The 23,490-nt window shown below is 63.6% G+C and carries 20 protein-coding genes and 2 pseudogenes; 12 read left to right on the plus strand and 10 right to left on the minus strand.

What is annotated here, in order from left to right:
• The first annotated feature begins 134 nt into the window (after positions 1 to 134).
• The gene (locus IVA82_RS13720) at positions 135 to 314 is read left to right on the plus strand and encodes a hypothetical protein (RefSeq protein ID WP_247380420.1); all 180 of its coding nucleotides are present in this window, start codon (positions 135 to 137) and stop codon (positions 312 to 314) included.
• Positions 315 to 338: 24 nt separating this feature from the next.
• Positions 339 to 530, plus strand: coding sequence for a hypothetical protein (locus IVA82_RS13725; protein WP_247380422.1), 192 nt, complete (start codon positions 339 to 341; stop codon positions 528 to 530).
• A 17-nt stretch (positions 531 to 547) separates the two neighbouring features.
• Here the strand turns inward: IVA82_RS13725 and IVA82_RS13730 are convergent, their stop codons facing one another.
• The 5 genes from IVA82_RS13730 to IVA82_RS13750 all read right to left on the minus strand — a co-directional run bounded on the left by IVA82_RS13730 (position 548) and on the right by IVA82_RS13750 (position 4,880).
• The gene (locus IVA82_RS13730; RefSeq protein ID WP_247493330.1) at positions 548 to 1,981 is read right to left on the minus strand and encodes a bifunctional serine/threonine-protein kinase/universal stress protein; all 1,434 of its coding nucleotides are present in this window, start codon (positions 1,979 to 1,981) and stop codon (positions 548 to 550) included.
• A gap of 5 nt (positions 1,982 to 1,986) precedes the next feature.
• On the minus strand, positions 1,987 to 2,727 hold the full coding sequence (locus IVA82_RS13735) for a metallophosphoesterase family protein (protein WP_247380426.1): 741 nt from the start codon (positions 2,725 to 2,727) through the stop codon (positions 1,987 to 1,989).
• 116 nt (positions 2,728 to 2,843) lie between these two features.
• The gene (locus IVA82_RS13740) at positions 2,844 to 3,449 is read right to left on the minus strand and encodes a hypothetical protein (RefSeq protein ID WP_247380428.1); all 606 of its coding nucleotides are present in this window, start codon (positions 3,447 to 3,449) and stop codon (positions 2,844 to 2,846) included.
• The gene (locus IVA82_RS13745) at positions 3,442 to 4,113 is read right to left on the minus strand and encodes a hypothetical protein (RefSeq protein ID WP_247380430.1); all 672 of its coding nucleotides are present in this window, start codon (positions 4,111 to 4,113) and stop codon (positions 3,442 to 3,444) included. The genes IVA82_RS13740 and IVA82_RS13745 overlap by 8 nt, the downstream gene beginning before the upstream one ends.
• Complete coding sequence (locus tag IVA82_RS13750) at positions 4,110 to 4,880, minus strand: MotA/TolQ/ExbB proton channel family protein (RefSeq protein WP_247380433.1); 771 nt, start codon at positions 4,878 to 4,880, stop codon at positions 4,110 to 4,112. The genes IVA82_RS13745 and IVA82_RS13750 overlap by 4 nt, the downstream gene beginning before the upstream one ends.
• Before the next feature lie 181 nt (positions 4,881 to 5,061).
• On the opposite strand from IVA82_RS13750, the gene IVA82_RS13755 reads away from it, so the two are divergent.
• The 3 genes from IVA82_RS13755 (at position 5,062) to IVA82_RS13765 (ending at position 7,548) form a co-directional block, all read left to right on the plus strand.
• Positions 5,062 to 6,432 carry a histidine kinase gene (locus tag IVA82_RS13755; protein WP_247380434.1) on the plus strand — a complete coding sequence of 457 codons (1,371 nt, stop codon included), beginning with the start codon at positions 5,062 to 5,064 and terminating at the stop codon, positions 6,430 to 6,432.
• 7 nt (positions 6,433 to 6,439) lie between these two features.
• Complete coding sequence (locus tag IVA82_RS13760; protein ID WP_247380436.1) at positions 6,440 to 7,093, plus strand: response regulator transcription factor; 654 nt, start codon at positions 6,440 to 6,442, stop codon at positions 7,091 to 7,093.
• Positions 7,094 to 7,245: 152 nt separating this feature from the next.
• Entirely contained in the window at positions 7,246 to 7,548 is a 303-nt protein-coding gene (locus IVA82_RS13765; RefSeq protein ID WP_247380438.1) for a hypothetical protein, read from the plus strand.
• 31 nt (positions 7,549 to 7,579) lie between these two features.
• Here the strand turns inward: IVA82_RS13765 and IVA82_RS13770 are convergent, their stop codons facing one another.
• Positions 7,580 to 8,167 carry a TetR family transcriptional regulator gene (locus IVA82_RS13770; RefSeq protein ID WP_247380440.1) on the minus strand — a complete coding sequence of 196 codons (588 nt, stop codon included), beginning with the start codon at positions 8,165 to 8,167 and terminating at the stop codon, positions 7,580 to 7,582.
• 582 nt (positions 8,168 to 8,749) lie between these two features.
• Here IVA82_RS13770 and purB point away from each other — a divergent pair.
• The 5 genes from purB (at position 8,750) to IVA82_RS13795 (ending at position 15,637) form a co-directional block, all read left to right on the plus strand.
• Entirely contained in the window at positions 8,750 to 10,057 is a 1,308-nt protein-coding gene (purB, locus tag IVA82_RS13775) for an adenylosuccinate lyase (protein ID WP_247380442.1), read from the plus strand.
• 321 nt (positions 10,058 to 10,378) lie between these two features.
• Positions 10,379 to 11,242, plus strand: coding sequence for a PAS domain-containing protein (locus IVA82_RS13780; protein ID WP_247380444.1), 864 nt, complete (start codon positions 10,379 to 10,381; stop codon positions 11,240 to 11,242).
• Positions 11,243 to 11,760: 518 nt separating this feature from the next.
• Entirely contained in the window at positions 11,761 to 13,869 is a 2,109-nt protein-coding gene (locus IVA82_RS13785; RefSeq protein ID WP_247380445.1) for a methyl-accepting chemotaxis protein, read from the plus strand.
• 47 nt (positions 13,870 to 13,916) lie between these two features.
• Positions 13,917 to 14,270 (plus strand): hypothetical protein, encoded by a 354-nt coding sequence (locus IVA82_RS13790; RefSeq protein WP_247380448.1) that lies wholly within the window; start codon positions 13,917 to 13,919, stop codon positions 14,268 to 14,270.
• Between the two features lie 194 nt (positions 14,271 to 14,464).
• Positions 14,465 to 15,637: a M20 aminoacylase family protein gene (locus IVA82_RS13795; protein ID WP_247380450.1), complete on the plus strand. Its 1,173-nt coding sequence runs from the start codon at positions 14,465 to 14,467 to the stop codon at positions 15,635 to 15,637.
• 88 nt (positions 15,638 to 15,725) lie between these two features.
• Here the strand turns inward: IVA82_RS13795 and IVA82_RS13800 are convergent, their stop codons facing one another.
• The 3 genes and pseudogenes from IVA82_RS13800 to IVA82_RS13810 form a co-directional block, all read right to left on the minus strand.
• A complete protein-coding gene (locus IVA82_RS13800; RefSeq protein ID WP_247380452.1) occupies positions 15,726 to 17,576 on the minus strand; it encodes a caspase family protein in 1,851 nt (616 codons plus the stop codon).
• A 366-nt stretch (positions 17,577 to 17,942) separates the two neighbouring features.
• Positions 17,943 to 19,151: pseudogene (locus IVA82_RS13805) on the minus strand (ATP-binding protein); the annotation flags it as partial.
• 183 nt (positions 19,152 to 19,334) lie between these two features.
• A pseudogene (locus tag IVA82_RS13810) lies at positions 19,335 to 19,796 on the minus strand (CHASE3 domain-containing protein); the annotation flags it as partial.
• Positions 19,797 to 20,015: 219 nt separating this feature from the next.
• Between IVA82_RS13810 and IVA82_RS48255 the strand changes: the two are divergent.
• Complete coding sequence (locus IVA82_RS48255) at positions 20,016 to 20,624, plus strand: extracellular solute-binding protein (RefSeq protein ID WP_253075570.1); 609 nt, start codon at positions 20,016 to 20,018, stop codon at positions 20,622 to 20,624.
• The gene (locus IVA82_RS48260; protein ID WP_253075571.1) at positions 20,581 to 21,393 is read left to right on the plus strand and encodes an extracellular solute-binding protein; all 813 of its coding nucleotides are present in this window, start codon (positions 20,581 to 20,583) and stop codon (positions 21,391 to 21,393) included. Before IVA82_RS48255 ends, IVA82_RS48260 begins: the two co-directional genes overlap by 44 nt.
• Positions 21,394 to 21,473: 80 nt before the next feature.
• Here the strand turns inward: IVA82_RS48260 and IVA82_RS13820 are convergent, their stop codons facing one another.
• Positions 21,474 to 23,381, minus strand: coding sequence for an acyl-CoA synthetase (locus IVA82_RS13820; RefSeq protein WP_247380453.1), 1,908 nt, complete (start codon positions 23,379 to 23,381; stop codon positions 21,474 to 21,476).
• Positions 23,382 to 23,490: the final 109 nt, after the last annotated feature.

Below are 23,490 nucleotides of genomic sequence, written 5' to 3' on the forward strand. Positions count from 1 at the left end.
CCTGGTTTGGACTGGCGTGGCGTTGTGGATTGGTTTCAGTGCATTTGTTGTGTTTGGCCCATCTGCCGGACCGGTGAAAGTCACGGCACGTTCGGCCCGCATCGCTCACCCCCGCCTTCTCCGGGATTGACGCCATGCAGGTCGCGATCATGAAACGTCAGCCGAAGCGCCGGTGCCGGATCCCGCGCCGCCCGCATCCGAACCTCGATTATTTCTTTGGCCGCCTCGAGCATGCGGCGGGCGCACCGAACGACGATGCCGGGCCCGACAATTCGGACCCGGACCATTCGCTCCACTCGCCACGGCGGCACTGAGAATTCCTTTTTCCGGGAAACCCCATGAAACCGCATTGCCCGAACTGCCTGAAGGAAATGACCAACGCAACCGCGTCGCGTAATCTCTTCAATTGCGAACCCTGCCGCGAGATCATCCAGTTCTTCGGCGGTCATGCGGAGCATAGCGAGCATGGCCCCCGGTTCACCTGGCCTATCCGCCGCAAGCGCGACGGCCACGCCGCCCGCGCGGCCTGATCCCTCCCGCAGGACGCCTAGCCGGCCGCTTCCCTTGCGTCGGACGAATCCGCAGCCATCCGCGGCGGCCGCACCACGGTGACGGTGCAGGTCGCTTCCGAGGCGACCTTGGCCGAGACGCTGCCGAGCAACGTACGCCTCAAGGAGCCCTGCCGTGCGCCGATGATGACGTGGTCGACCTGGTTGACCTCGGCGAATTCCAATAGCGCGGCGGCGGGATCGACCGCCTCCAGCACATGAACCGACAGCCGGCTCTCGTCCAGCTTCAGAGGCGTCGCCCAATGCCTGAGCGCCACCAGGCGGTCGATATGCTTGTTGGAGCCCTGCTCGTCCAGGGTACGGTCGACCGCGATGCGGTTGAGCTTGAGCACGTTGACGCAGGCCAGCCGCGCCGACGGCAGCGTGGCGAGAATCCGCTCCGTCGTCATGCGCAACGCCTCGTTCAGCTCCGGCGCCCCTTCCTCGGTGTCGAGCGCGACCGCCAGGATCGGGCTCGAGGCGATCTGCTCTGCGACATCCGACTTCGCGCGCGGCTGCATGACGCCCAGATTGAAGCGGCGCCGCCACGCCACGCCGAGGGGATCGCGCTTCATCCGCTCCGAGCGTGCGGTGAGCCTGACCTGGCTCGGATGGGTGAGATCAAAGGCGAGCTGCGATGCGGTCGGATAGCGCCAGACCGGCTCGATCTCGAGAGAACGCAGCACCACCTCTTGGAGCCAGGGCGGATAGTCCGCCCGCAATTTGCGCGGCGGCTGCGGATCACGCCACAGCCTGCGCCGCATCGCGCGCAGTGTCTCGCCTTCCCCGAATGGCCGCTCGCCCGTCGTGAAGAAATAAAGCAGCACGCCGAGCGAGAACAGATCGCTGCGCTGATCGTCGCGCACCCCCAGCAGCCGCTCCGGCGCCATATAGGGCGCGGTGCCGTAAGGCAGCCGGAACTCCGCCTGCAACAGGTCCGGCAGGTGATTGTGGTGCGACAGACCATAGTCGATCAGCACCGCTTCGCCGCTATCGCGGAACATGATGCTGCTCGGCTTGATGTCGTGATGGATCACGTTCTGGCGGTGCAAATCGGCGAGCGCGGCCGCGATCTTCGCAACCAGCTGCCGCGCCTCCTCGTAGGGCAACGGCAGGTCGGGCAGCCGCTTGTAGAGCGTGGTCCCGGGAATGCGCTCGATCACGACATGGGCCTGGTGGGCGAAGTCGCCAGTGCCGAAACAGGCCGGCACGTGCGGTCCTGCCAGCCGCGGCAGGATCATCATCTCCATCTCGAAGGAGACGATCGCGGCCGGGTCCTCGCCTTCCGATACCCGCGGGATTTTCATCAGCAGCGGCACCTCGATGCCGGGATGGGTGACGGTCCACAGCGTCGCCATGCCGCCGGCATGGACGCATTCGCCGATGGTGTAGCCGTCGATCTCGGCGCCCGGCTTGACCAGGGGTTTCGGCATCGCCGTCAGCGTCCCTGTGATAGGCGGTCGGCGAGCCAGGGCGGCAGGCCATTCTCGCGAATCTTGCCCGCCGCGCTCGCGATGTCATAGGGCACGCGGCAATAGGTGATCTCGCACGAAACCGTATCGAAGAGCACGAAAGCGGCGGACGGATCGCCGTCGCGCGGCTGGCCGACCGCGCCGAGCACGGCCAGCCATTGCCGGCCGCGCAGGAACTGCACGGCGACGCCGGTCTTGGGTACAAAGCTCGTCATCTTCGCCGTCACCGACATTGAATAGATCGCCGGACGGTGGATGTGGCCGCAGAAAGTAACATGGGCAGGCGTCGCGATCAGGCTCTTGGCGGCGTCCGCCGTCGAACGGACATAGTGCCAGCGCTGGGGACTCGATGCTTCCGAGTGGACGAAAAGACGATCGCCGTCCTGCACTAGCATCGGCAGCTCGGCCAGAAAGCGCCGTTGCGCCACGTCGAGCCGCCCGCGGGTCCATTCGATCGCGACCTGTGCCTCGGCGTTCATGGTCTCGCTGGTCGTGCTGACCGCCTCGTCGTGGTTGCCCCGGACCGCGATGGCGCCTTCCTCGACCAGCCTCATCGCGGTATCCACGACCCATTCGGGATCGGCGCCATAGCCGACGAGATCGCCGAGCAGAACGAACCGCTCCGCGCCTCTCGCGCGGGCCACCTTCAGGCACGCCTCGAACGCCTGCCGGTTGCCATGGATATCCGAGAAGACAGCTAGGAGCACGCACCCTCCACCCTTGAGGTCTTATCGAAAGCCGATAAGGCCAAATTGAGGGAGGTCAACAAGATGCGCCAGCGCGGCGCGGTTTTCCAGCGCACCCCGGGGCAATGGTGAAGGGCCTATTGCTCGTCCTTTGGCGGCATCCGGGGCGGCGGCAGCGGCGTGAACACGGCGCCTTGCGCGCCGGCCGATGGAGCGCTGAACTCGCCCGTCGAGGAATCGCCGCCGCTCGTCTCCATGATCGTCTTGGGCGTTACATATTCCCGGACCATGTCGATCAGGCTGCCCTCACCGCCGCCGAAATCCGCGGCGCGCCCGCCTTGCAGATGCCCCGCCGCGATCTCGTTCTGCGCCGCGTGGGTCTTGTCGGCGAGCCTGTCATTGTAGGGCACGCGAAAGGCCCGGGGGATACCGCTCGGACGATTGTCCTCGTCGAGCTCCTCCACCCACAGATAGATCGAGCCGGGATCACCCTCCAGCGAATGCGGCTCGACGATGCGGGCCTGGAGCAGCTTGAAAGAGCCCGGCAGGCGGTCCGCGCTGGCCCAGCCGAGCAGCCCGCGCATTTCCGTGAAGCTGACCACATAGAAGGCGCTGGTCACGACCACCGTGATCGCTTTCAGCGACCAGTGCAGTCGCGCGTAGACCAAAACGACCAGGAGCAGCGCGCCGATCACGGCGTAGGCGACCGACAGCGTGAGGATGACCGCTTGCAAATTACTCACGGCGTACCCTCACACCAGTCTTCGGGTCGACGTCAGCGCCATTGCGCCAACTGCTGCGGAACGTCTCCAGCAGCGATTTCGGCCGCTGGTCCACATTGACCACCTTTCCTTCGGCATCGAGCCTGAACCGCACCGCAGTCTTCTCGTCGCCGGTGTGATCGAGCGTGAATTTGTTGTCGAAGATCACCTGCGCGGTCGGGTTGAGTTTCTGCACCTTCACATTGGCCGAAACCGGCTCGCCGGTCGTGGCCACGAAATGCGAGACGTTGACGGTGTATTCGCCGGCGACGATGCCGCGCACGGTCACGATCTCCTCGCGGATCGGCGAGGCGATCTTCTTGCCGTTGACCATGATGAAATCGTTGGCCCCGCCCCGGTCGTCACGGTCGAGCGTGAGAAAGCCCGCCTCGCGGTGGCGATACCAGGCGATGTTGCCGGCGGGATCCTGCACGAACAGGTCGAGATCGTCGGGGTGATTGTCCGGCCAGTCCAGCGTGATCATGAACTCCGCCTTGGAGTCGATCTTGCCGTCCTTGGCGTCCGGGGAGACCGCGAGCAGCGCGAGGAAGAACAGGAAGGCGATCACCTGGAGCGCCTTGAACAGCATCACACCCAGCGGATCGAACGATTCCTCGCGCGGATAGAGACCAAAGTCGTCCATCATGACGGCGTTTCCGAACGCCGGCGTTCCAGAGCCGGCGTCACATAGGTCTCGGTCAGGACCACCGCGTCCGAGAACACGCGCTGGGTCGCCGCATCCAACATGTAGTACTGAATCCGGACCAGGATCGAGCCGACAAGGCCTGCAAGCGTCGTGTACATCGCGACCGCCATGCCGTCGCTCATTAGCCCCATCGAAGACCGCATCGCGACCTTGTCGGCCGCGTCGAGGCCCGCGATCGGCGCCAGCATGATGATGAAGCCGACGATGGTGCCGAGCAGGCCGAGCTTCATCAGCGTGTCGGAGACGAAGGCGCCGAACCCGTTGGACCCGCGCAGGCGGTCGGCCAGCGTCCGCAGCAGCAGCGTCTGGTCGACCGCACGGAAGTCCTGCGCCGCGGCCTTGGTCACCAGACTCCCGATATGATCCCGCACCAGCCCGCGCGGCAGCGAAGTCGCACTTGCATCGAGCACCTTGCTGCCGTCAGGCGCCGCGAGCACCGCGCGACAGCGCCGCGCCGCCGCGCCCTCGCGCGCAATCGCCCGGGTCCGCAGGAAGCAATGGCCGCAGGTGACGACATAGAGCAGCGCGATCACACTCGAAATGTAGGTCCGGTCCGAGGTCAGCATCAGGTGGATCAGGCCGAACCGCCACAGCAGCACGACAGCGAAGATCGAAAGTCCTGTGAAGATCATCCAGAACAGCAGCGCGCTGCGCTCGGACGGGTCGGCAGCGCTGCCCGCGATCGGTCCAATTGTCATCGAACTCATGCTGCACTGCTCCCGGCCTGCGATTCCTCGCCGATTAGACCAAAGCCACCGGGCCGGGTCTAAAGAGCCATGCCCAATCCGGCCCGGGAATTTTGCCCGAGCTGCGATCCTGCCATTCCCCGCAATTGGCAAGGCGCGGCGGCGTTGTTAGTCTGACCTTACCAAACTTTGGGGTGATCGCATGCGCCTTGTGCTTCAGCTTATCGCCCGTTTGCTTGTCATCGTCGCGCTGTGCCTCGCCGCCGCGACACTGTGGGCCACGTTCGACGCCTATCGCAGCGTCGACCGGGCGACTGCGGCCTCCGCGCAGCGGGTCGCGCAGGCGCTTCAGGCGCTGTACTGGCACGAGCTCTTGTTGCGCAGCAGCAGAACGCGCGAGCATCTGCTGCCGGTTCCGGACTGGCGCACGCTGGAGACGATGAAGCTGATTTCGCCGGGCGTCTGCGTCGAATTCCAGCCCGCGGCGGCATTCGAAAAGCCACTCTGCGGCCAAAGCCAGGGCATCGGCAAGATGCCACCGCGCTGGTTCGCATCGATCGTGCCCACCTTCCTTGGCAGCCACGCCGAGGTGGTGCGGCCGGTCAGTCCACGCGCCGCATCCGCCGGCGCGGTCGTTGCGACACCGGATGCCGCAGCCGCGATCTCGCTCGCCTGGGAGTACATCCTCAACGTGATCGACGTCGCGCTGCTGATGGCGGCGGCGATCGCGCTGCTGGCCTCGCTCGCGATCGCGCACACGCTGGCCCCGGCACGGGCGATCGTCACCGCCTTGCAGCGCATCGCGCGCGGGCAGTATCGCACGAAACTTCCGCGCTTCCGCTCGATCGAACTTGCGATGATCGGGGGCGCCGTCGACGCGCTCGGCAGCCGGCTGGAGGAAGTCACCGAGCAGCGTGCGGCGCTGACGCGGCGCCTGATCGAGATCCGCGACGACGAGCGGCGCGCGCTCGCCCGCGAGTTGCACGACGAGTTCGGGCAAAATCTGTCGGCCATCCTCGCCTTCGCCAACACGATCGAGACGGCGGGCGCAAGGCAGAGCAGCGATAGCGGTATCGCACAGGACGCGCGCATGATCTCCCAGGCCACGCATCATTTGATGGCCTCACTGCGCGACGCGCTGAAGCGCCTGCGCAATCCGCTGCCCGAGGAATTCGGGCTGGAGGCCAGTCTCGTCAATCTCGTCGACAGCTGGCGCTCGCAGAGCGCGACACAGCCGATGATCCAGCTCGATCTTAGGGGCGACTTCACCGACATCAGCGGCCACGCTGCCACCACCGCCTATCGCGTCGCCCAGGAATGCCTGACCAACGCGCTACGCCACGGCGCGGCACGCGAGATCTCCCTGCGCGTCGAGCGGCGCGCGGGCGAGGATGATGCGCTTCTGATCCGCGTCGAGGACGATGGCGGCGGCGACGCGGCGCGCGTGGCGCAGTCGGCCGGCTTCGGTCTCACCGGCATCCGCGAGCGCCTGGCCGCGGCCGGCGGATCGTTGTCGATCCTGCCTGCCAATCGTGGACTGAGCGTCGCCGCCATGATCCCGCTCGCCGCGTGAGGCCACGATGAGCGAGGTCGCGGCAACAGGCATCTCCGTGCTGCTGGTCGACGATCACCCGATCGTCCGGCAAGGCTACCGGCGCGTGCTGGAGAGCCAGGGCGATCTGCGTGTCGTGGCGGAAGCCGACAATGCCGCTGACGCCTACGCCGCATTCAAGGCGCATGATCCCGATGTCATCGTGATGGACATCTCGATGCCGGGCGCGAGCGGGCTGGAGGCGATCCGCAACATCCGAGCGCGCAGCCCGCGGGCGCGGATTCTCGTCTTCACCATGCACAACGAGGCCGTGCTGGTGAAAGCCGCCTTCAACGCCGGTGCCAGCGGCTTCGTCACCAAGAGCAGCGAGCCTTCCGCCGTCGTCACCGCGATCCGCGCCGTCGCCCGCGGCGAGCGCACCATGAGCGACGACATCGCACATGTGCTGGCCGAAGACAGCCTGTCACCGACCGGCTCGGCGCTGGATCAATTGGGCGAACGTGAGATCGAGATCTTGCGACAGTTCGCCGGCGGCGCGACGACCGAACAGATTGCGGCGCACCTCAATCTTAGTGTGAAGACGGTGCAAAACTATCACTATCTGATCAAAACGAAAACCGGCGCACGCACGGATGCACAGCTGGTGCGGCTGGCGGCGGGTTGCGGGCTGACGAAGATTTAGCAGCAATGCTGTCGCACGGAGATCCTTGCGCATCGCTCCAGAGGCGCTTGGTCTCATGTGACGTTTCCGATGATTACTGCCCTGTTATTGCTGGACAGATTGGAACGGACTCCATTCAGCTTCTGTTGGTAGCAGAGTGGAGGAATAACGCCATGAGTAAGGCCATTCACAAGGTAGCCGCCCATCCCGCTATCATCACTGTAGGCGAGCTCATCGACGAGCTTTGCCGCCTGCCAGATACGGCCGTCGTCAGCTTCCGCTGCCCCATGCTCGAACAACAGCTGGCATTCTACCGGCTACGAAAGCGGTCAAAGGACCTTGTCGAAGTCGAAGTCAACGCCTATCCGGAGAGCCCGCCGATCGTGCCGTCGGATGGCGCATTTCATGCGACCAAGCGGGCCTCTCACGCGTCGCCGGCGCGGGAAAGCGCTCTCCTCCACAAGGGACGAGGTTGAACAGCCGTTACAAGCGGATGGGCATCCGCCCCTAGGCAGCCTGGAGCCCGCGCAGGAGCAGTGCAAGCGTCGCATCCATGCGCGCCGGCAGATCGGCATCCTTCCACTCGTCGGCATGGGCCGGGTGATGGAAGCGGACAGTGGCATCGAAGATCGCGCGCGCCGTCGTCTTGACGTCGCTCACAGCGAATACGCCCTGCTTCACGCCATCCGACAGGATCGCCGCGATCTGGTCGATCATGGTATCCTTGTGACACTTGACGGCCGCGCAGGCTTCGCGCGCCAGTGTCAGATAGGTCTGGAACATCTCGGGGTCGTCCAGGACGCGCGAGCGCTTGGCGGCGAACAGCGTGCGCAGCCAGCGGTCCAGCCGCACCGGCGCGGGGCCCTGCTCCTCGGCGATCTGGCGCAGCGGAGCGTCGATACGGTCGAGCCAGCGCTTGGCAACGGCCTCGCGCAGCGAGGCCTTGCTCGGAAAATGCCGGTAGACGCTGCCGTGGCTGACATCGAGCGCGCGGGCCACATCGACTACGGTGGCCTTGGCAAGTCCGTAACGCCTGAGCACATCCTCGGTGACTTCGAGGATCCGCTCCGGCGTCAAGATAACGGCTTCGTTCATGCCAGCACCATGTTCCCGTTGGCTCAGTTGCCCGGCGATGGAGCTGCTTGCGAAGCGCCCCTGCCGGTCGTTTCGCAAAGCTCTCGTCTTAATGAGGCAGTTTTGCAGCCTGCGCCGCGATCTGGCGCGCCACCAGTAAATTGAGCCAATGCCCAATTGTCCCGGTCAAATTGATGATTTCGGTGGTCATTGTCGTAAGTCTCCATTCGTCCGCGGGCCCCTCTCTTCAATTTCGCCCTCGATCCGCATTTGTTTCGGATGTCAGGGCCTTCCGGGGGTGGCCGCGGGACGCCCAATCGGAGCGTCCGGGAACGGATATACACGTCCCGATGACAGATTTCAATATCTGTCAGTCAATGATCTGTGATTGATAGTTAATTTCTGATCCCGGCCGGCTTCAGGCTGGAGGGGCCGGGCTAGGTAAGCTGTCCCCACTCATCCCCCTACCTTGCCGACGGCGTTTGTTTCGTCCTCCCGCTCTGCTAAATCGCGGCGTAAAAAGCGTTTTGGCCGGAGCCGCACCCCTTGAGTCGCTTGGGGACTCCCTTGGGCCGCGCCTGCCCACCTCTTTGGAGCCGTCAGATGATCCCCCGCTATACCCGACCGGAAATGGCCTCGATCTGGGAGCCGCAGACCCGGTTCAAGATCTGGTTCGAGATCGAAGCGCACGCGGCGGACGCTCTGGCCGAACTCGGGACGATTCCGAAACAGGCCGCCAAGACCGTCTGGGAGAAGGCGAAGAACGCCACCTTCGACGTCGCCCGCATCGACGAGATCGAGCGCGAGACCAAGCACGATGTCATCGCCTTCCTGACCCACCTCGCCGAGATCGTCGGCCCCGAAGCCCGCTTCGTGCACCAGGGCATGACCTCGTCCGACGTGCTCGACACCTGCCTCAACGTCCAGCTCACCCGCGCCGCCGACCTGTTGCTCGCCGACGTCGACAAGGTGCTGGCCGCCCTGAAGAAGCGCGCCTTCGAGCACAAGATGACGCCGACCATCGGACGCAGCCACGGCATCCATGCCGAGCCCGTGACGTTCGGCCTCAAGCTCGCTTATGCCTATGCCGAATTCTCGCGCGCCAAGGAGCGCCTGATCGCGGCGCGGAACGAGGTCGCGACCTGCGCGATCTCCGGCGCCGTCGGCACGTTTGCGCAGATCGATCCGCGCGTCGAGGAGCATGTCGCCAAAGCCATGGGGCTCGTGCCCGAGCCGATTTCGACCCAGGTAATCCCGCGCGACCGCCACGCGATGTATTTTTCGACCCTTGGCGTGATTGCCTCCTCGGTCGAGCGTCTCGCGGTCGAGATCCGCCACATGCAGCGCACCGAGGTGCTGGAAGCCGAAGAGTTCTTCTCCGAAGGACAAAAGGGCTCGTCGGCGATGCCGCACAAGCGCAACCCGGTGCTGTCGGAAAACCTCACCGGCCTCTCGCGCATGGTGCGGGCCTATGTGACGCCGGCGCTCGAGAACGTCGTGCTCTGGCACGAGCGCGACATCTCGCACTCCTCCGCCGAGCGTATGATGGCGCCCGATGCCACCGTGACGCTCGACTTCGCGCTGGTGCGCCTCGCTGGGCTGATCGACAAGCTCTTGGTCTATCCCGCCAACATGCAGAAGAATCTCGACCGCCTCGGCGGCCTCGTGCATTCGCAGCGCGTGCTGCTGGCACTGACCCAGAAGGGCGCGAGCCGCGAGGACGCCTACAAGCTGGTGCAGCGCAACGCCATGCCGGTCTGGCGCGGCGAAGGCGACTTCTTGCAGCTGCTGAAGAAGGACGCCGAGGTGAAGAAGTATCTCTCCGACGCCGAGATCGAGGAGCAGTTCGACCTCGGCTATCACCTCAAGCACGTCGACACGATCTTCAAGCGCGTGTTCGGCGAGAGCTGAGGACCAGCCTAACTCGCCGATGAGTGGACCGCGATCGTCCTAGCAGCATGCACCTGCGGCGGTCGAGCGGAACCGCACTGCTTAAGAATTGAGCAGAACACCTTGTAGTGGAATATTCGTTCGGCACCGACGTTCTTTTGATATTTGTCAGTGACGTCAACCGCTATCCTGCTACGCGAAGCGAGCCCGTTGAATTTCAAAGCCGATTCGCATTGGAAAACCGCCAAACGGAAGCGCTGTCGGTATTGCGCGTATGAACCCGCAAATTAACGGAGTTGAGTTTTTTCGAAGTGAACTCTTAACTACAATCGGAGGTTTATTATGCCTCAATTTGAGGGGCATCTCGTCCCTTCCGATATGCTTCGATTTGTCGAGGAGAAGCTTGGCGCTGGCATCTGGCGCTACGATGCCGCCGGCCAAATGCAATGGTCGCGCGGTTTTTACGAGCTGCTGGGGTTAGACCCTCGGAAGGACGCGCCCTCTTACGCGGAGATGGACCGACGGATTCACCCGGAGGATCGACGCCCGAAACTCGATGTGAGCGAGCTAATGCTCGACCGGTCTCCGCTTGAGGGCGAATTTCGAATCATTCGACCGAACGGGACGTTGCGCTGGGTCTACAACCAGGCTGAGCTGTTGCTCGATGACTCCGGCAAGCCGTCGGGCATTCTGGGCGTGATGTTCGATATCACCGCCAACCGCAAGAAGTTGCAGTCTCTCAGAACCGATGCCGAGCGCTACAGCGCGCTCACCCAGATGGCTCTTGGATTGTTGTGGATCGGCAGCTCCGATGGTCGGATCACGGCCTTGCCCAATGCGGCCAGAATGCCGCAGGCATCTCTGTTCTTTGGCAGGGGTTGGCTGGATTTGTTGCATGGCGAGGAGCGCGAAACGGCGCTGCATCAATGGTCGGCCGCCGTTGAAATGAGACGTCCTTACACCACCGAACATCGGATGCGGCAGCCTGATGGCACTTACCGATGGTTCCGCTGCAGCGCCGTGCCGGTCTCCAATCCGGACGGCAACATCCGCGAATGGGTGGGCGTCTCGATCGATGTGCACGACGAGGCTCACCGGAGCGCAAATCCGCGCCGCACGGGGCATTCTGAACTGGTCAGTGAAAGAATTGGCCGAGCGGACCGGGATTTCTTCCGCGGTCATCCGGCGGTTCGAGGATTACAATGATTCTCCACCAATGCCTGGCGACACCATGGAGGTTCTTCGCAACACGCTCTCGAGCGCAGGCATCGAATTCCTGTTTTCACATGTCGGGAAGCCCGGCGTTCGCCCGCGCTGATTGTCGAGCCACCCTGCACCTGACTCAAATTTTGAGTCTTTTCTGTCGAAAATCAGGTAGCTACGCAAATTTTGATGCGTGTGTGCAACTTCCGCTCGGCTGGCGGGCAGAAGGACAACTTTTTTGCGACCGCCCGATGCGGGGTGGATAATTCTTTCTTAACGCGCGCATAAATATTTTGTCCCGTGCTCTGCACGCAAGGGTTTCGGACTTCGCAAGTGGGACACTGTGGTAGTTGCGCGCAGACCGAGCATTCATCCTCACGGTCCAGCCAACACTAAGATGCCGCGGGTGCCGCTGCGCCGACGCCTTTGCCCTCGCAACCCACAGCCCATTGGGCGGAGCACGATAATTCATTTGGCCAATTCCTTGCGGCAGCAGTTCGCAGGGATCGAGGAGTATTGCCATGGCATTCAATTTCAACCTGCGCATACGCGGACGACTGCTTGCCGGCTTTACCGCCGTCTGCGCCATTATCGCACTTTCCGTCGGCTACACGGTTTTTGCCGTCGGCGGAGTCTCCAGGATTGTAGATCGTATGGTGAACCTGCGCACGCCGGTGGCGCTCGCAAGCACCGAGTTGGTCGGAAATGTTTATTCGACGCTCGCGACGTTGCGTGGCTATCTTTTGACGGGCAATCCGCAGGGCAAGCTTGACCGTCAGGCGATGTGGAAGGAAATGGATGCGACCGCTGCCGCGTTCGACGAAATGGCAACGCAATTCACCAACCCGGAGAACAAGCAAAAATGGGCGGAGGCCCGGACGCTGCTCGCGGAGTTTCGCGCGGCGCAGGACAAGGCCGAGGCGATCGCCTTCACGCCCGACGCTTATCCCGCAAGCAAGCTCCTCGGCGCTGAGGCAAGCCCGCGCGCCGAGACGATCTTCTCCGAGATCACGCACATGATCGACGAGGAGGAAGGCCTTGAGGCGACGCCGCAGCGCAAGCGCGTGCTGAAGGCCATGGCGGATACACGCGGCGATTTCGCCGCTTCCATGGCTCAGCTCCGGATGTATCTATTGTCCGGCGACCAGAACGAAAAGCAGAAGTTCGCAAGACCATGGGGGCTATTCGAGCAGGGCTTCGCCGCGGTGAGCGCGCAGAAGGGCCTGCTGACTGCAACCCAGCTCGCGTCTTTTGAGAGGATCGCCAAGGCGCGCGGAGAGCTTGTACCGGTTTCGGACAAGATCTTTGCGCTGCGCGAATCGGCGGGCTGGAATGCGCCGGTCGACATCCTCGTAACGGAAGCGGCACCACGCGCGCTCAGGATTCTCGATTTGCTTGACGGACCGAAAGGTGCCGACGGCACGCGTTCGGGAGGGATCAAGGCCAACCAGAAGAAGATGCTCGCGCAAGCCAAGGAGGAGGTGCGCGATGGCATCTCGCTCCTGATGACGGTCTTGTGGGGACTGCTCGCGCTCGGCTTGGCTTTGGGCGCCATCATTGCGCTTTTCACCTCGCGTGCCATCGCAACACCCATCCAGGGGATGACCGCCGCGATGGGCAATCTTGCCGGCGGCGACACCTCCACGCTCGTGCCAGAGACCGGGCGCGCCGACGAGATCGGAGAGATGGCCGACGCCGTTCAGGTCTTCAAGGACAACATGATCGAGGCAGACCGCCTGCGCGCCGAGCAGGCGCAGGCTACGGCCCATGCGGCGGCCCGCCGCAAGGCCGATATGAACGAGCTGGCAGGTCAATTCGAGAACGCCGTAGGTGAAATCATCAAGACACTATCGTCGTCGTCGACCGAACTGGAGGCCGCGGCCAACACGCTGACCAAGACCGCGGAGAACACCCAGGAGCTGTCGGTGATGGTCGCCTCGGCTTCAGAGGAAGCCTCGACGAACGTTCAATCTGTCGCCTCCGCCAGTGAAGAGATGAGTTCCTCGGTCACCGAGATCAGTCGCCAAGTGCAGGATGCCGCCAGAATCGCCATGGCAGCCGTCGGGCAGGCGAAAAAGACCAACGACCGAGTCAATGCGCTGTCGCACGCGGCAACCCGGATCGGCGATGTTGTGGAGCTTATCAATACCATCGCCGGGCAAACAAACCTTTTGGCTCTGAACGCAACCATCGAAGCCGCGCGGGCCGGCGACGCGGGCCGAGGCTTTGCGGTGGTTGCATCCGAAGTCAAGGCACTCGCTGAACAGACCGCGAAAGCAACCGGAGAAATCAGTCAGCAGATCTCCGGTATCCAGACAGCCACGCAGGAGTCGGTCAGTGCAATCAGAGAGATCAGCGGTACAATCAGCCGGATCTCAGAGATCTCGTCCGCCATTGCATCGGCTGTCGAGGAGCAGGGCGCAGCCACGCAGGAAATCTCTCGCAACGTTCAACAAGCTGCGCAGGGCACCCATCAGGTCGCATCGAGCGTTGCCGATGTTCAGCGCGGTGCGACCGAGACCGGCTCGGCATCCGGTCAGGTCCTTATGTCCGCGCAAACTCTGGCCAGCGACAGTGCCAGGCTGAAGACGGAGGTCGACAAATTCCTGACCACCGTCCGCGCCGCATAACGGGCCCCATTCAGCACATGCAACAGTTCTTCGATCGGAGAACGACAATGCAAGGCCCGGAGAACGAAAATGACAGCGCCGGCGCAACTCGCGGCGCTGATCAAACCAACATCATTCCGTTCCCGGTCATGGATCTAAGCGCTGAAATTGACGAAGGCGTGGCTGCCTGCAACCTCCTGCTCCGGAACATCGCGGAGTTGCGACGAAATCTCCGGGTCCTGGAGGTTTTCGTCGCAACAATCGAGGATAGCGGACAGCGTCAAAAGCTGCAGAATCAGAGTAAGTCGCTCGATGAATTGCTGCTGCAACGCTCGGATCAACTCACCGATGTCGAGAGGCTGCTGCACGACACGCTTCGCCGGACCGTTCATCCCGACCCTCCCGAAGTCGGTGCGACGTAGACCCCTACGAGGCCTGACGTCGGGCGAAGCTTCGAATCGACGCGCCCGATCGAGCTGTCGCTGACGTTTTGCGGGTATGGAGCCGTACGGCGCATGGGCGAAATGCAGTCTGCGATTTGCCCATGGCACGGCGGCGGGCTACGCTGCGATGACAGCTCGACTCATACTGCACTGTTTCAGGAACGACCCTCCCCATGCCCATCGTCAATCGTATCGCCGCCCTCTCCGACGAAATGGCCGCCTGGCGCCATGACTTCCACGAGAATCCCGAGCTGCTCTACGAAGTCCATCGCACCGCCGGCATCGTCGCCGACAAGTTGCGCGAATTCGGCTGCGACGAGGTGGTGACGGGCATCGGCCGAACCGGCGTGGTCGGCGTGATCCGCGGCCGCAAGTCCGCTTCCGGCAAGACCATCGGTCTGCGCGCCGATATGGACGCGCTGCCGATCATGGAAACCTCCGGCGTGCCTTATGCCTCAAAGGTCCCGGGCAAGATGCACGCCTGCGGCCATGACGGTCACACCGCCATGCTCTTGGGCGCGGCAAAATATCTCGCCGAGACGCGCAATTTCGACGGCACGGCCGTGGTGATCTTCCAGCCCGCCGAGGAAGGCGGTGGCGGCGGCAAGGCGATGGTCGAGGACGGCCTGATGACCCGCTGGAACATCCAGGAAGTCTACGGCATGCACAACATGCCGGGCCTGGCGGAGGGCCATTTCGCGACCACGCCGGGCCCGATGCTCGCCTCCTCCGACAACATCCAGATCACCGTTCACGGCAAGGGCGGCCATGCCGGCGCCGGCCCGCACAAATCGGTCGACAGCGTCCTGATCGGCTCGCAGATCGTCGGCGCGCTGCAGTCGATCGTCGCCCGCAACGTCGATCCGCTCAAATCCGCCGTCATCTCGATCACGCAATTCCACGCCGGCACGGCCTTCAACATCATTCCGGAAGTCGCCGAGCTCGGCGGCACCGTCCGCACGCTCGACCCTGAAGTCCGCGATCTCGTCGAGCGCCGCATCGGCGAGGTCGCCGACAGCGTCGCCCGCGCCTATGGCGGCTCGGCAGAGACCAAGTACACGCGCATGTATCCGGTGACGATGAACCATCCGCGCGAAGCCGGCATTGCCGCCGGGGTCGCCCGCGACATCGTCGGCGCCGATCGCGTCAACGAGAAGTTCATTCCGATGATGGGCGCCGAGGATTTTTCGTTCATGCTGGAGGCGCGCCCAGGCGCCATGATCCTGGTCGGCATGGGCGATGGCAACGATTGCCATCACCCGGCCTACGTCTTCAACGACAACATCCTCGGCCACGGCGCCTCGTACTGGGTGCGGCTGGTGGAAACAGGGATGCCAGCGGGCTAGCTACTTTCCGGCGCATTTTTGCGCCGGAAAGTAGCTAAGACATTGTCGATGTCAGAGCCCTGCCCCACAGGGCGCGCAGCCGGCCGAGTCAGTTGCAGATCTCGCCGGTAATTTTCACGATTCCGTTGCCTGGACCGGGTACCGAACCAAGGCGGCAGCCTTTCGCAACCGGTCTGCAACCGGCCTGACTGCAGATCATCTGTCCGGAAGCCTGCGAGCTCGTGGGTGTAGACTCAGACTGCTTCCGATCCTGATCGCGCTTCTTGGAATCATCGCGCGTCGCAACCGGCTTCTTCTCCTGCACCTTCTCGCATTCGTTGTCGTCGCCCACGCGATAACCGGCCCGGCAGGTGATCTTCACGCATTGATCGCCGTCGGCCTTGAAGCCGAAGTTGCACACGAGTGGGCAAACGCGTCCCGGCTTCGTCTTCAGCGCATCGAGCGCGTCGACGCTGGCGAGCTTCACATCGAATTGGGTGCCGGCATATTTGTTGAACAGTGTCAGCGAGCGCTGCGATGCGGGGCTCCAGTCACTATCGGCCGCCGCGGACAGGCAGCCGACGCGGCGCAATTCGCTCTGCACGGCTTTAGCCAGATCGGCTGTAGACAACGCGGATGCCGGCGCAGGCGAGAGCGCGGCCACCTTCTGGTTCTCTGCCTCGGGAATCTGTCGATCGGCTGCCGGCTTTGCCGCAGGCTGTGCTGACGCCTTCTCCGCGGCCTGCCGGGCGGCGAGTTCGGCTTTGGCCTTCTCCGCCGCCTGCTTCTCGGCCTGTGCTTTTGCAGCGGCAGCCTCTGCCACTTTGCGCTGCTGTTCGGCTGCGTCGGTCCTCGCCTGCTCGATCTGCTTTTGCTTCTCCGCGGCGATCCGGGCCTCCTCAGCGGCCTTGGCCGCCGCGGCCGCCCTGTCCTGCTCGGCCTTCTGGGCGCGTTCGGCAATAAGCCTTGCCTTCTCCTGCTCGGCCGACTTCGCTTTCTGTTCGGCCGACGCGCGCGTCTCCTCGGCACCGATCTTGTTCAACTGGCCTTTGGCCAGGTTGGCATAGAAGCCTTCGGGATATTGCGCCAGGAAGGCCTCCCAGCCGTCCCGCGTGCCGAGCTGGAGCGCAAGTTCATAGTCCCGCCGGAGCTCGGACTGCGGATTTGCCTGCGGACCGGTTGCGGCCGGCCTGGCAGGAACCAGCGGCACGTCATCGCCGCCCAGCGAGCCATACACGAAGGGCTCCTGTTTGTTCGTGGTGCTCCGCAGCACATCGTCGCGCACGAAGCCGAAGGCCTTGCGCAGGTCCAGGCCTGGCTTCGGCAGGTGTTCGACCAGCGCGATGGCGAACGGACTGTTTCTGGAATCGCCATCGGACGCCGTCGATCCCGCCTTCGCCGCGAAGGCAATCATGGTGTTGGGGCTGGTCGGCTCGACCTTGGCGAGCCCGCGCCCGATCGCGCGCGAGGCCAGCGTGCGCTTCATGGTCTTGGAAAAGGGATTGTCGCGGCAGGCGTCCAGGATGATCAGGCGCAGCTGCTTGGCAGGCTCGACCGCGAACAGCGCGCGCTCCATCGGAATAGTCTCGTCGAGAACATCGCCATCCGTCTCCAGCGCCGCGTCAGTCGGAATGAGATAGTTGGTGCCTTCGAGCTCGATGCCGTGGCCGGCATAGTAGATGACCGCCATGTCGGCATCGCGCGTCCTGCCGGCGAATTCGCGCAACGTGCGCCGCATCTCGCTGGCGTTGAGATCCAGCCTGACGTCAACGAAATCGAAGCCGGCCTTCTTGAACATGCCGCCAATCAGGGTGGCGTCGTTCGCGGGATTGCCGAGCTTGGGCACGCTCTTGTAGGCGGAATTGCCGATCACGAGCGCAACCCGCCGATCGGCATGTGCCGGTCCGCAGCAAAGGCCAATGGCAAAAATCAACAAAGCAAATAGCCGAAACGGAATCACTTGCGTTCCCCCGAATGCAATTCCACAAGACTATTCGGATGATCGCCCAATTGCCAATTCTTACTATGTGACGGCCGTCACATAGAGGCTCTCGAACGGCGATATGGATAATGGGGCGAAGCGTCGCCCCTCCTGTCGGGCTGGGTGGGGCCACCGCCCGATCCTGTTTCGGGTGTACCACCTCGTGGCGCATCACGAAGGGTGCAACCAGTGCGTGCACCTCGTTCGCAACCGGCTCGCGCTGATCCTCAGGCACGCCCGCAAGCGTGACAGTCGCGATCGAGCCGTGGCTGCCATGGGCGCCGACTCTCGCCTTGCCATCGATACCTGCCTCGATCAGAGGCGCGGGCACCGCAGAGCTCGTCGTCATTGGGCCGCAGAGCGTAGACCCGCTGGCTCACGCGCCCTCAGCAGGCGAGATGCGGTCTCGTCCGCCGCGAGAGGCAGGGTGAACTGAAAGACGGCGCCCCGAGGCTCGTTTGCGCCGGCCCACATCTGTCCGCCATGCGCCTCGATGATCGAGCGACAGATGGCGAGGCCCATCCCCATGCCTGTGGGCTTGGTGGTGTAGAAGGCTTCGAACAGGCGCTCCACATTCTTCGGATCCAGTCCCGGACCGGAATCCCGCAAGGCGACGTGCACGCCGTTCGATGCATCTCTGCCGGTGCTGATCAACAACTCGCGTCCCCCCTCGCTGACCGCGCCCATCGCCTCGACCGCGTTGACGATCAGGTTGAGCATCACTTGCTGAAGTTGGACCCGATCTGCCTGAACGGACGGCAAGCCCTCGGCAAATTGCGTTCGCACCGACACGCGGTTCTTGAATGCTTCACTCCGGGTCAGAGCGATGACGTCAAGCACCGCCTGATTGATCTCCAGATTCTCCTTTTGCGGGGGAGCGCTCCTGATGAGCGCCCGGATGCGACCGATAATATCGCCGGCTCGCGTGCCGTCACTGGTGATCCAGTCGAACGTCTGTCGAACCCGCTCCAGGTTTGGCGGTTGAGACTCCAGCCAATTCAACCCGGCCTCGGCGTTCGCCACTATCGCGGCGATCGGCTGGTTGACTTCATGGGCAATCGAAGCGGTTAGTTGCCCCATCGTGGTGACGCGGTTTGCGTGCGCAAGTTCCATCATGGCTTCACGGTAGCGCCGCTCGTGTTCGCGGGCTTCGGCTTCCGCCCGCTTGAGAGCCGTCAGATCAAGAACAAAGCCGACGCCTTTATCCGTACCTTCTCCAAACATAGTCCCGCCGATCAGCACGGGCACACGGCTTCCGTCCTTCCGCACATACTCTTTCTCGAACGGTTCGGCCGTCCCCACCCGCTTCAATTCCGCCACAGTATGCAAGTCGCGGTCGCGCCATTCCGGCGGCGTGAGGTCGGTCCGATGCAGGCGCCCTGTTGTGAGATCTTCCCGGTCGTATCCCACGATGCGCAGGAATGCATCGTTGGCCTCGAGAATGCGCCCCTCGACTTCCCAGATGATGATGCCGATGATGTTGGCATCGAACAGGCGCCTGATCTTGATATCTCGTGCTGCAAGATCACTCTGGAGCTGGATGTTCTCCTCGGTCGCCTTTCTCCACCGTTTCGCTTCGAGCCGCGCGAGCGCCAGCGCTGCCCCGGCCAGCGCGACGACGAGGACAACGGCGCCGGCGATCAGCCAGGTCCAGCGTCGCTCGAATGCTTCGGCGCGCGCCTCCCGGTCGGCGAGCCGAAAGCGCTCGTGATCCACCATCTGGTCGATTTGCGAGCGGATCTCGTCCATGCTGCGGATCATTGCCAGCGCGGCCAGCCCGGACGTACCGGCCGTCTTCAGCAGCTCGTCGATCTCGCGCAACGTTGCTGCAACGGTCAGTGCCAGATGTCCGGCCCGAAGGCCCTGCAACGGATCGTCCTCGACCAGCGTCTGCAGCGCCTGAGCCTCCCGTCGGACACTTTCGTCAGAGACGCCGTAGGCCTTGAGATAGGCGGGGTCGAAGGTCGTGAGATACCCGCGCCTTTCGGTCTCCAGTTCCGCGATGATCGCCCGCAGCCGATCGAGCGTTTCGAGTACCTGGCGGCTATGTTCGATGAAGTCATGAGCTGCTTGCCGCTCCTGCCAATATTGCAGGCCGAGGAAGCTGGTCGCGGCAAACAGGGTCACAAGCACTGCGACCGCAAGGATCAGCGGACGAGAAAACCATCGCAAAGATAGGGCCGGAGCAGGGGCTGACATTTACCTAGGGTCATGCTCGCGTGACCGGCGCGTCTTCTGGTGCCAAGGCCAGAGCATTGCTAGCATGATAGCATGGATAGGCCCGCATGGGTGAGCCGGAACCTGACTAGGTTACATCGGCTTCGGACCCCGTAAGTCGTCTGGCGAGGGCCACGATGCCGTAGGGGTGCGACCCCGCTCACGTGTCGTGAATGACTGCCTTGGTGAAGGAGCATTAGCATGGCGCAGGGTGAAAACTCACTGAACCGTCAAATGCAGGCCAGCCGGCGCAGCCTCATCAAGGGATTGGGCGCGGCGGGGGCGGTGCTGCCGGCCCTTGGCATGATGCCGCGGTGGAGTGTTGCCCAGGATGCCGCCGCGATCCACACCAGCGCCGCGATCGATTGGAAGCAATTTGCGGGACAGACGATCGCGCTTTCGGGCGCGATCCATCCGTGGTCGAATGCGATCACGCCGCTGTTGCCGGAGTTCACCATACTCACCGGCATCAACATCACCATCGATTTCCAACTGGAAACCACGTACCTCGGCGCGCTGCCGATCAGGCTCGCCCGCGGCAGCAGCACGCCCGACGTCTTCATGTTCACGACCTATGGCCAGGGCATCTCGAACGGATGGCTAGAGCCACTGAACGGCTATTATTCCAACAGGTCGCTGACCGACCCCACCTGGTATGACGAGAGCGATCTGCTCAAGACGGCCCGATCCTTCCCGCTGTGGTCGGACGGCGAACGGTACGCTGTCCCGATTACCTCAGAGGCGATGACCCTGTTCATCAACAGGGATGCGCTGGCAGGCCAAGGACCAGCCGACTCCCCAGACTTTTGAAGAGCTGCTTGTCACCGCCAAGGCGGTCAAGACCAACGGGATGTCGGGGATCGCCATGCGGGCCCAGGCCGGCGGCAATTCCTCCCCACCGGCCATGGGCTTCGTGTTCTCCTATGGTGGGGCGATGGTCGAACGCAACAGGGTCGTTTTCGCAAGCCCGGAGGCGATCGCGGCGGTCGAGATGTACGGACGGCTGCTCAGTCAGGCCGGGCCTGCCGGCGTCGGCAGCTATGAATGGTACAACGTGCTGGATGACTTCCTGCAGGGGCGGACGGCCATGGCAATCGACAGCAGCAACTTCGCTACCGACATCTCCAATCCAGCGAAAAGCCATGTCGCCAAGCTGGCTGGGTTTGCAACCTTTCCGCATCTCGCCGGTCGCGGACCCGTCCCCTTCATGTCGCACTGGCAGGCGTGCATCAATTCCAAATCTCGAAACAAGCGGGCGGCTTTCCTGTTCCTGCTTTGGGCGACGAGCAGGGCGACCTCGCTGAAAACTGCTGCAGCAGGGCTGGCGACGACACGCGTGTCGGCCTGGTCCAGCGAGGGGTTCAAGAAGGCGTTCGGCTCGCAAGCCGCCGAGGCGGCGCTGACCAACTTGCAGAATGCCGATGTCGACCGCGCCAAGGCAATCCTTTTCCATCCGCAATCGAGACCGATCCTGGACGCCTTCATGATCGGGGTCAATGAGGTGGTCAACGGTGCGAAATCGGCGAAGGATGCGATGACCGGCGCAGCCGAAAGGGCCAATGCGGCGATCCGCGGGTAGCGGCGATGCGTTGTCCAATCGGAAGAGCTGGAGCCACGCTGTGCGCAGCCCCATCAGGCCTACCCGCTCGGCCATGCTGGTTAGGCGAAAACCACCTCGTGCCGCATCACGAATGGGGCGAGCAGCGTGTGCACTTCGTCGGCAACTACCTTGCGCTGATCCTCCGGCAAGCCCGCAAGCGTGACAGTCGCAATCGAGCCGTGGCTGCCATGGGCGCCGACCTTGACCTTGCAGTCGATGCCGCGCCCGGCGAGCGGCGTCAGCACCTTGGTGAACACGCGCTGGGCTGCGTCCCAACGCAGCTGCGGCTTGAATACCTTGCCGACGCCGGTCACTGGCATCGGATCGATCGGGATGACCTGCACGGGAACAGCCGCACGTTCTGGCGTGCGCTCGCGAACCCACGTCTCCAGCTCGCCAGGCTCGACTCTCGCGCCCGGCTTCAACTGCACGTAACCGACAGGCAGCTCGCCGGCATAGGCGTCGGGCTGGCCAACCACGGCGGCGAAGCCGACGGCGGGATGACGGAACATGATCTCCTCGATCGGCGCCGGATCGATGTTGTGGCCGCCGCGGATCACGAGATCCTTGGCGCGGCCGGTGATCCAGAGATAGCCGTCGGCGTCGAGCCGGCCGAGATCGCCGGAATTGACCCAGACTTCGTCGACGAAGGCGCCCCTGTTGTGTTCGTCGTTGAGATAGCCGCCGAACACGCCGGGCCCGGCCATAATGACGACGCCGATCTCGTCAGGGGCGCAGTCGCGGATCAGGCGACCGTCGGCATCGAGTTGCACAATACGCACGCGCGCGTACGGCATCGGCAAGCCGACCGAACCGAGCCTGATCGGCCGCGACGGATAGGCCAGCGTGTGCACGCTCGAAGTCTCGGTCATGCCATAGACCTCGACCACCGGCAGCTTGAGCTTGTCCTGGATCGCAGAGCCCACGGCGACGGGGATCGCCGACCCGCCGCCGGCGGCATATTTCAGGCTGGAGATGTCGGCATTGCCCGGCGGCACCGCCAGCGTGGCGGCAAGCACCGTCGGCACGCTCGACAGCGCCTCCGGCTTGAAGCGTTCGACCAGCCCCCAGATGCTCTTCACCGAATTCGGATTGCGCCATCCGCTCGGCGACAGCACGACCAGCGAGCCACAGCCCGACAACGTCGTCAGCACCTGGGTCAGCGATCCCCCGACGTGAAACAGCGGCATGCCGAACAGCATGTTGGCGCCCTGCTTCGGCTTCAGCAGCAAATTGAGCGCCCAGGCCTGATAGACTTGGTTGGCATGAGTGTGCCGCACCAGTTTTGGCGTACCGGTGGTGCCGCCGGTGTGGAAATAGGCCGCGATGTCGCTGCCAAGAATCTTGCGGCCGCTGACGAGCCGGTCGGACGGCTGCTGCTTGATCAGATCGCTGAACGCAAAGATCCCTTTCGCCGGATCGCCGCCGCCGAACATCTGCACGATCGCCTTGAGATGTTTGAGTTGCGGACGGATCTGCTCGACCTTCTGCCAGATGTCGGTGCCCGGCATCGGCCCGAGCGCCACCAGGATTTTCGTTTTCGCGGCCTCCAGGATCTCCGCGATCTGACGCGGCTCCAGCAGTGGATTGACGGGATTGGCGATGCCCGCGGCCTCGGCGCCGAACAGCGTCACGAAGGCATCCGGCACCAGCGGCAGCATGAAGCTGATGACGTCGTCCTTTTCCGCGCCGAGCGCGTGAAACATGTTGGCGGCCTGCGTGACGCGGGCGACGAAATCGCGATAGGTCACCACGACGGGCGTGTCGGCCGGATCGGCGTTTTGCAGAAACTGGATCGCGGCCCCATCGGGGTTGCGCGCGGCACCTAAGCTGATGGCGTCATAGGTGCTCTCGGCCGCGACGCGCTCCGCGTAGGGGACCTGCTCGAATGCCCGGAGCCCCTCGTCCGTCGCCAGGTCCGGATAGTCGTTGCCGATGAGCCGATCGAGCGCGTGGATGCCCGCCATGAATTCCGTCCTCCCTCAGGTGCATTTCCCCGCCTCCTGTCTTTTGACATTGGTTCAGGCGAGGCCGCGACCGATCGCCGGTCGCGCGGACAGAATGATGGATGATTTG

It is taken from the genome of Bradyrhizobium sp. 142, assembly GCF_023074015.1.
Classification (GTDB): Bacteria; Pseudomonadota; Alphaproteobacteria; order Rhizobiales; family Xanthobacteraceae; genus Bradyrhizobium.

What these genes read in the sequence shown, in the direction of transcription:
- IVA82_RS13720 (WP_247380420.1), top strand. Translation starts at nt 135, where the DNA reads ATGCAGGTCGCGATCATGAAACGTCAGCCGAAGCGCCGGTGCCGGATC.
- IVA82_RS13725 (WP_247380422.1), top strand. Translation starts at nt 339, where the DNA reads ATGAAACCGCATTGCCCGAACTGCCTGAAGGAAATGACCAACGCAACC.
- IVA82_RS13730 (WP_247493330.1), bottom strand. Translation starts at nt 1,981, where the DNA reads ATGCCGAAACCCCTGGTCAAGCCGGGCGCCGAGATCGACGGCTACACC.
- IVA82_RS13745 (WP_247380430.1), bottom strand. Translation starts at nt 4,113, where the DNA reads ATGATGGACGACTTTGGTCTCTATCCGCGCGAGGAATCGTTCGATCCG.
- IVA82_RS13750 (WP_247380433.1), bottom strand. Translation starts at nt 4,880, where the DNA reads ATGAGTTCGATGACAATTGGACCGATCGCGGGCAGCGCTGCCGACCCG.
- IVA82_RS13755 (WP_247380434.1), top strand. Translation starts at nt 5,062, where the DNA reads ATGCGCCTTGTGCTTCAGCTTATCGCCCGTTTGCTTGTCATCGTCGCG.
- IVA82_RS13760 (WP_247380436.1), top strand. Translation starts at nt 6,440, where the DNA reads ATGAGCGAGGTCGCGGCAACAGGCATCTCCGTGCTGCTGGTCGACGAT.
- IVA82_RS13765 (WP_247380438.1), top strand. Translation starts at nt 7,246, where the DNA reads ATGAGTAAGGCCATTCACAAGGTAGCCGCCCATCCCGCTATCATCACT.
- IVA82_RS13770 (WP_247380440.1), bottom strand. Translation starts at nt 8,167, where the DNA reads ATGAACGAAGCCGTTATCTTGACGCCGGAGCGGATCCTCGAAGTCACC.
- purB (WP_247380442.1), top strand. Translation starts at nt 8,750, where the DNA reads ATGATCCCCCGCTATACCCGACCGGAAATGGCCTCGATCTGGGAGCCG.
- IVA82_RS13780 (WP_247380444.1), top strand. Translation starts at nt 10,379, where the DNA reads ATGCCTCAATTTGAGGGGCATCTCGTCCCTTCCGATATGCTTCGATTT.
- IVA82_RS13785 (WP_247380445.1), top strand. Translation starts at nt 11,761, where the DNA reads ATGGCATTCAATTTCAACCTGCGCATACGCGGACGACTGCTTGCCGGC.
- IVA82_RS13790 (WP_247380448.1), top strand. Translation starts at nt 13,917, where the DNA reads ATGCAAGGCCCGGAGAACGAAAATGACAGCGCCGGCGCAACTCGCGGC.
- IVA82_RS13795 (WP_247380450.1), top strand. Translation starts at nt 14,465, where the DNA reads ATGCCCATCGTCAATCGTATCGCCGCCCTCTCCGACGAAATGGCCGCC.
- IVA82_RS48255 (WP_253075570.1), top strand. Translation starts at nt 20,016, where the DNA reads ATGGCGCAGGGTGAAAACTCACTGAACCGTCAAATGCAGGCCAGCCGG.
- IVA82_RS48260 (WP_253075571.1), top strand. Translation starts at nt 20,581, where the DNA reads ATGCGCTGGCAGGCCAAGGACCAGCCGACTCCCCAGACTTTTGAAGAG.
- IVA82_RS13820 (WP_247380453.1), bottom strand. Translation starts at nt 23,381, where the DNA reads ATGGCGGGCATCCACGCGCTCGATCGGCTCATCGGCAACGACTATCCG.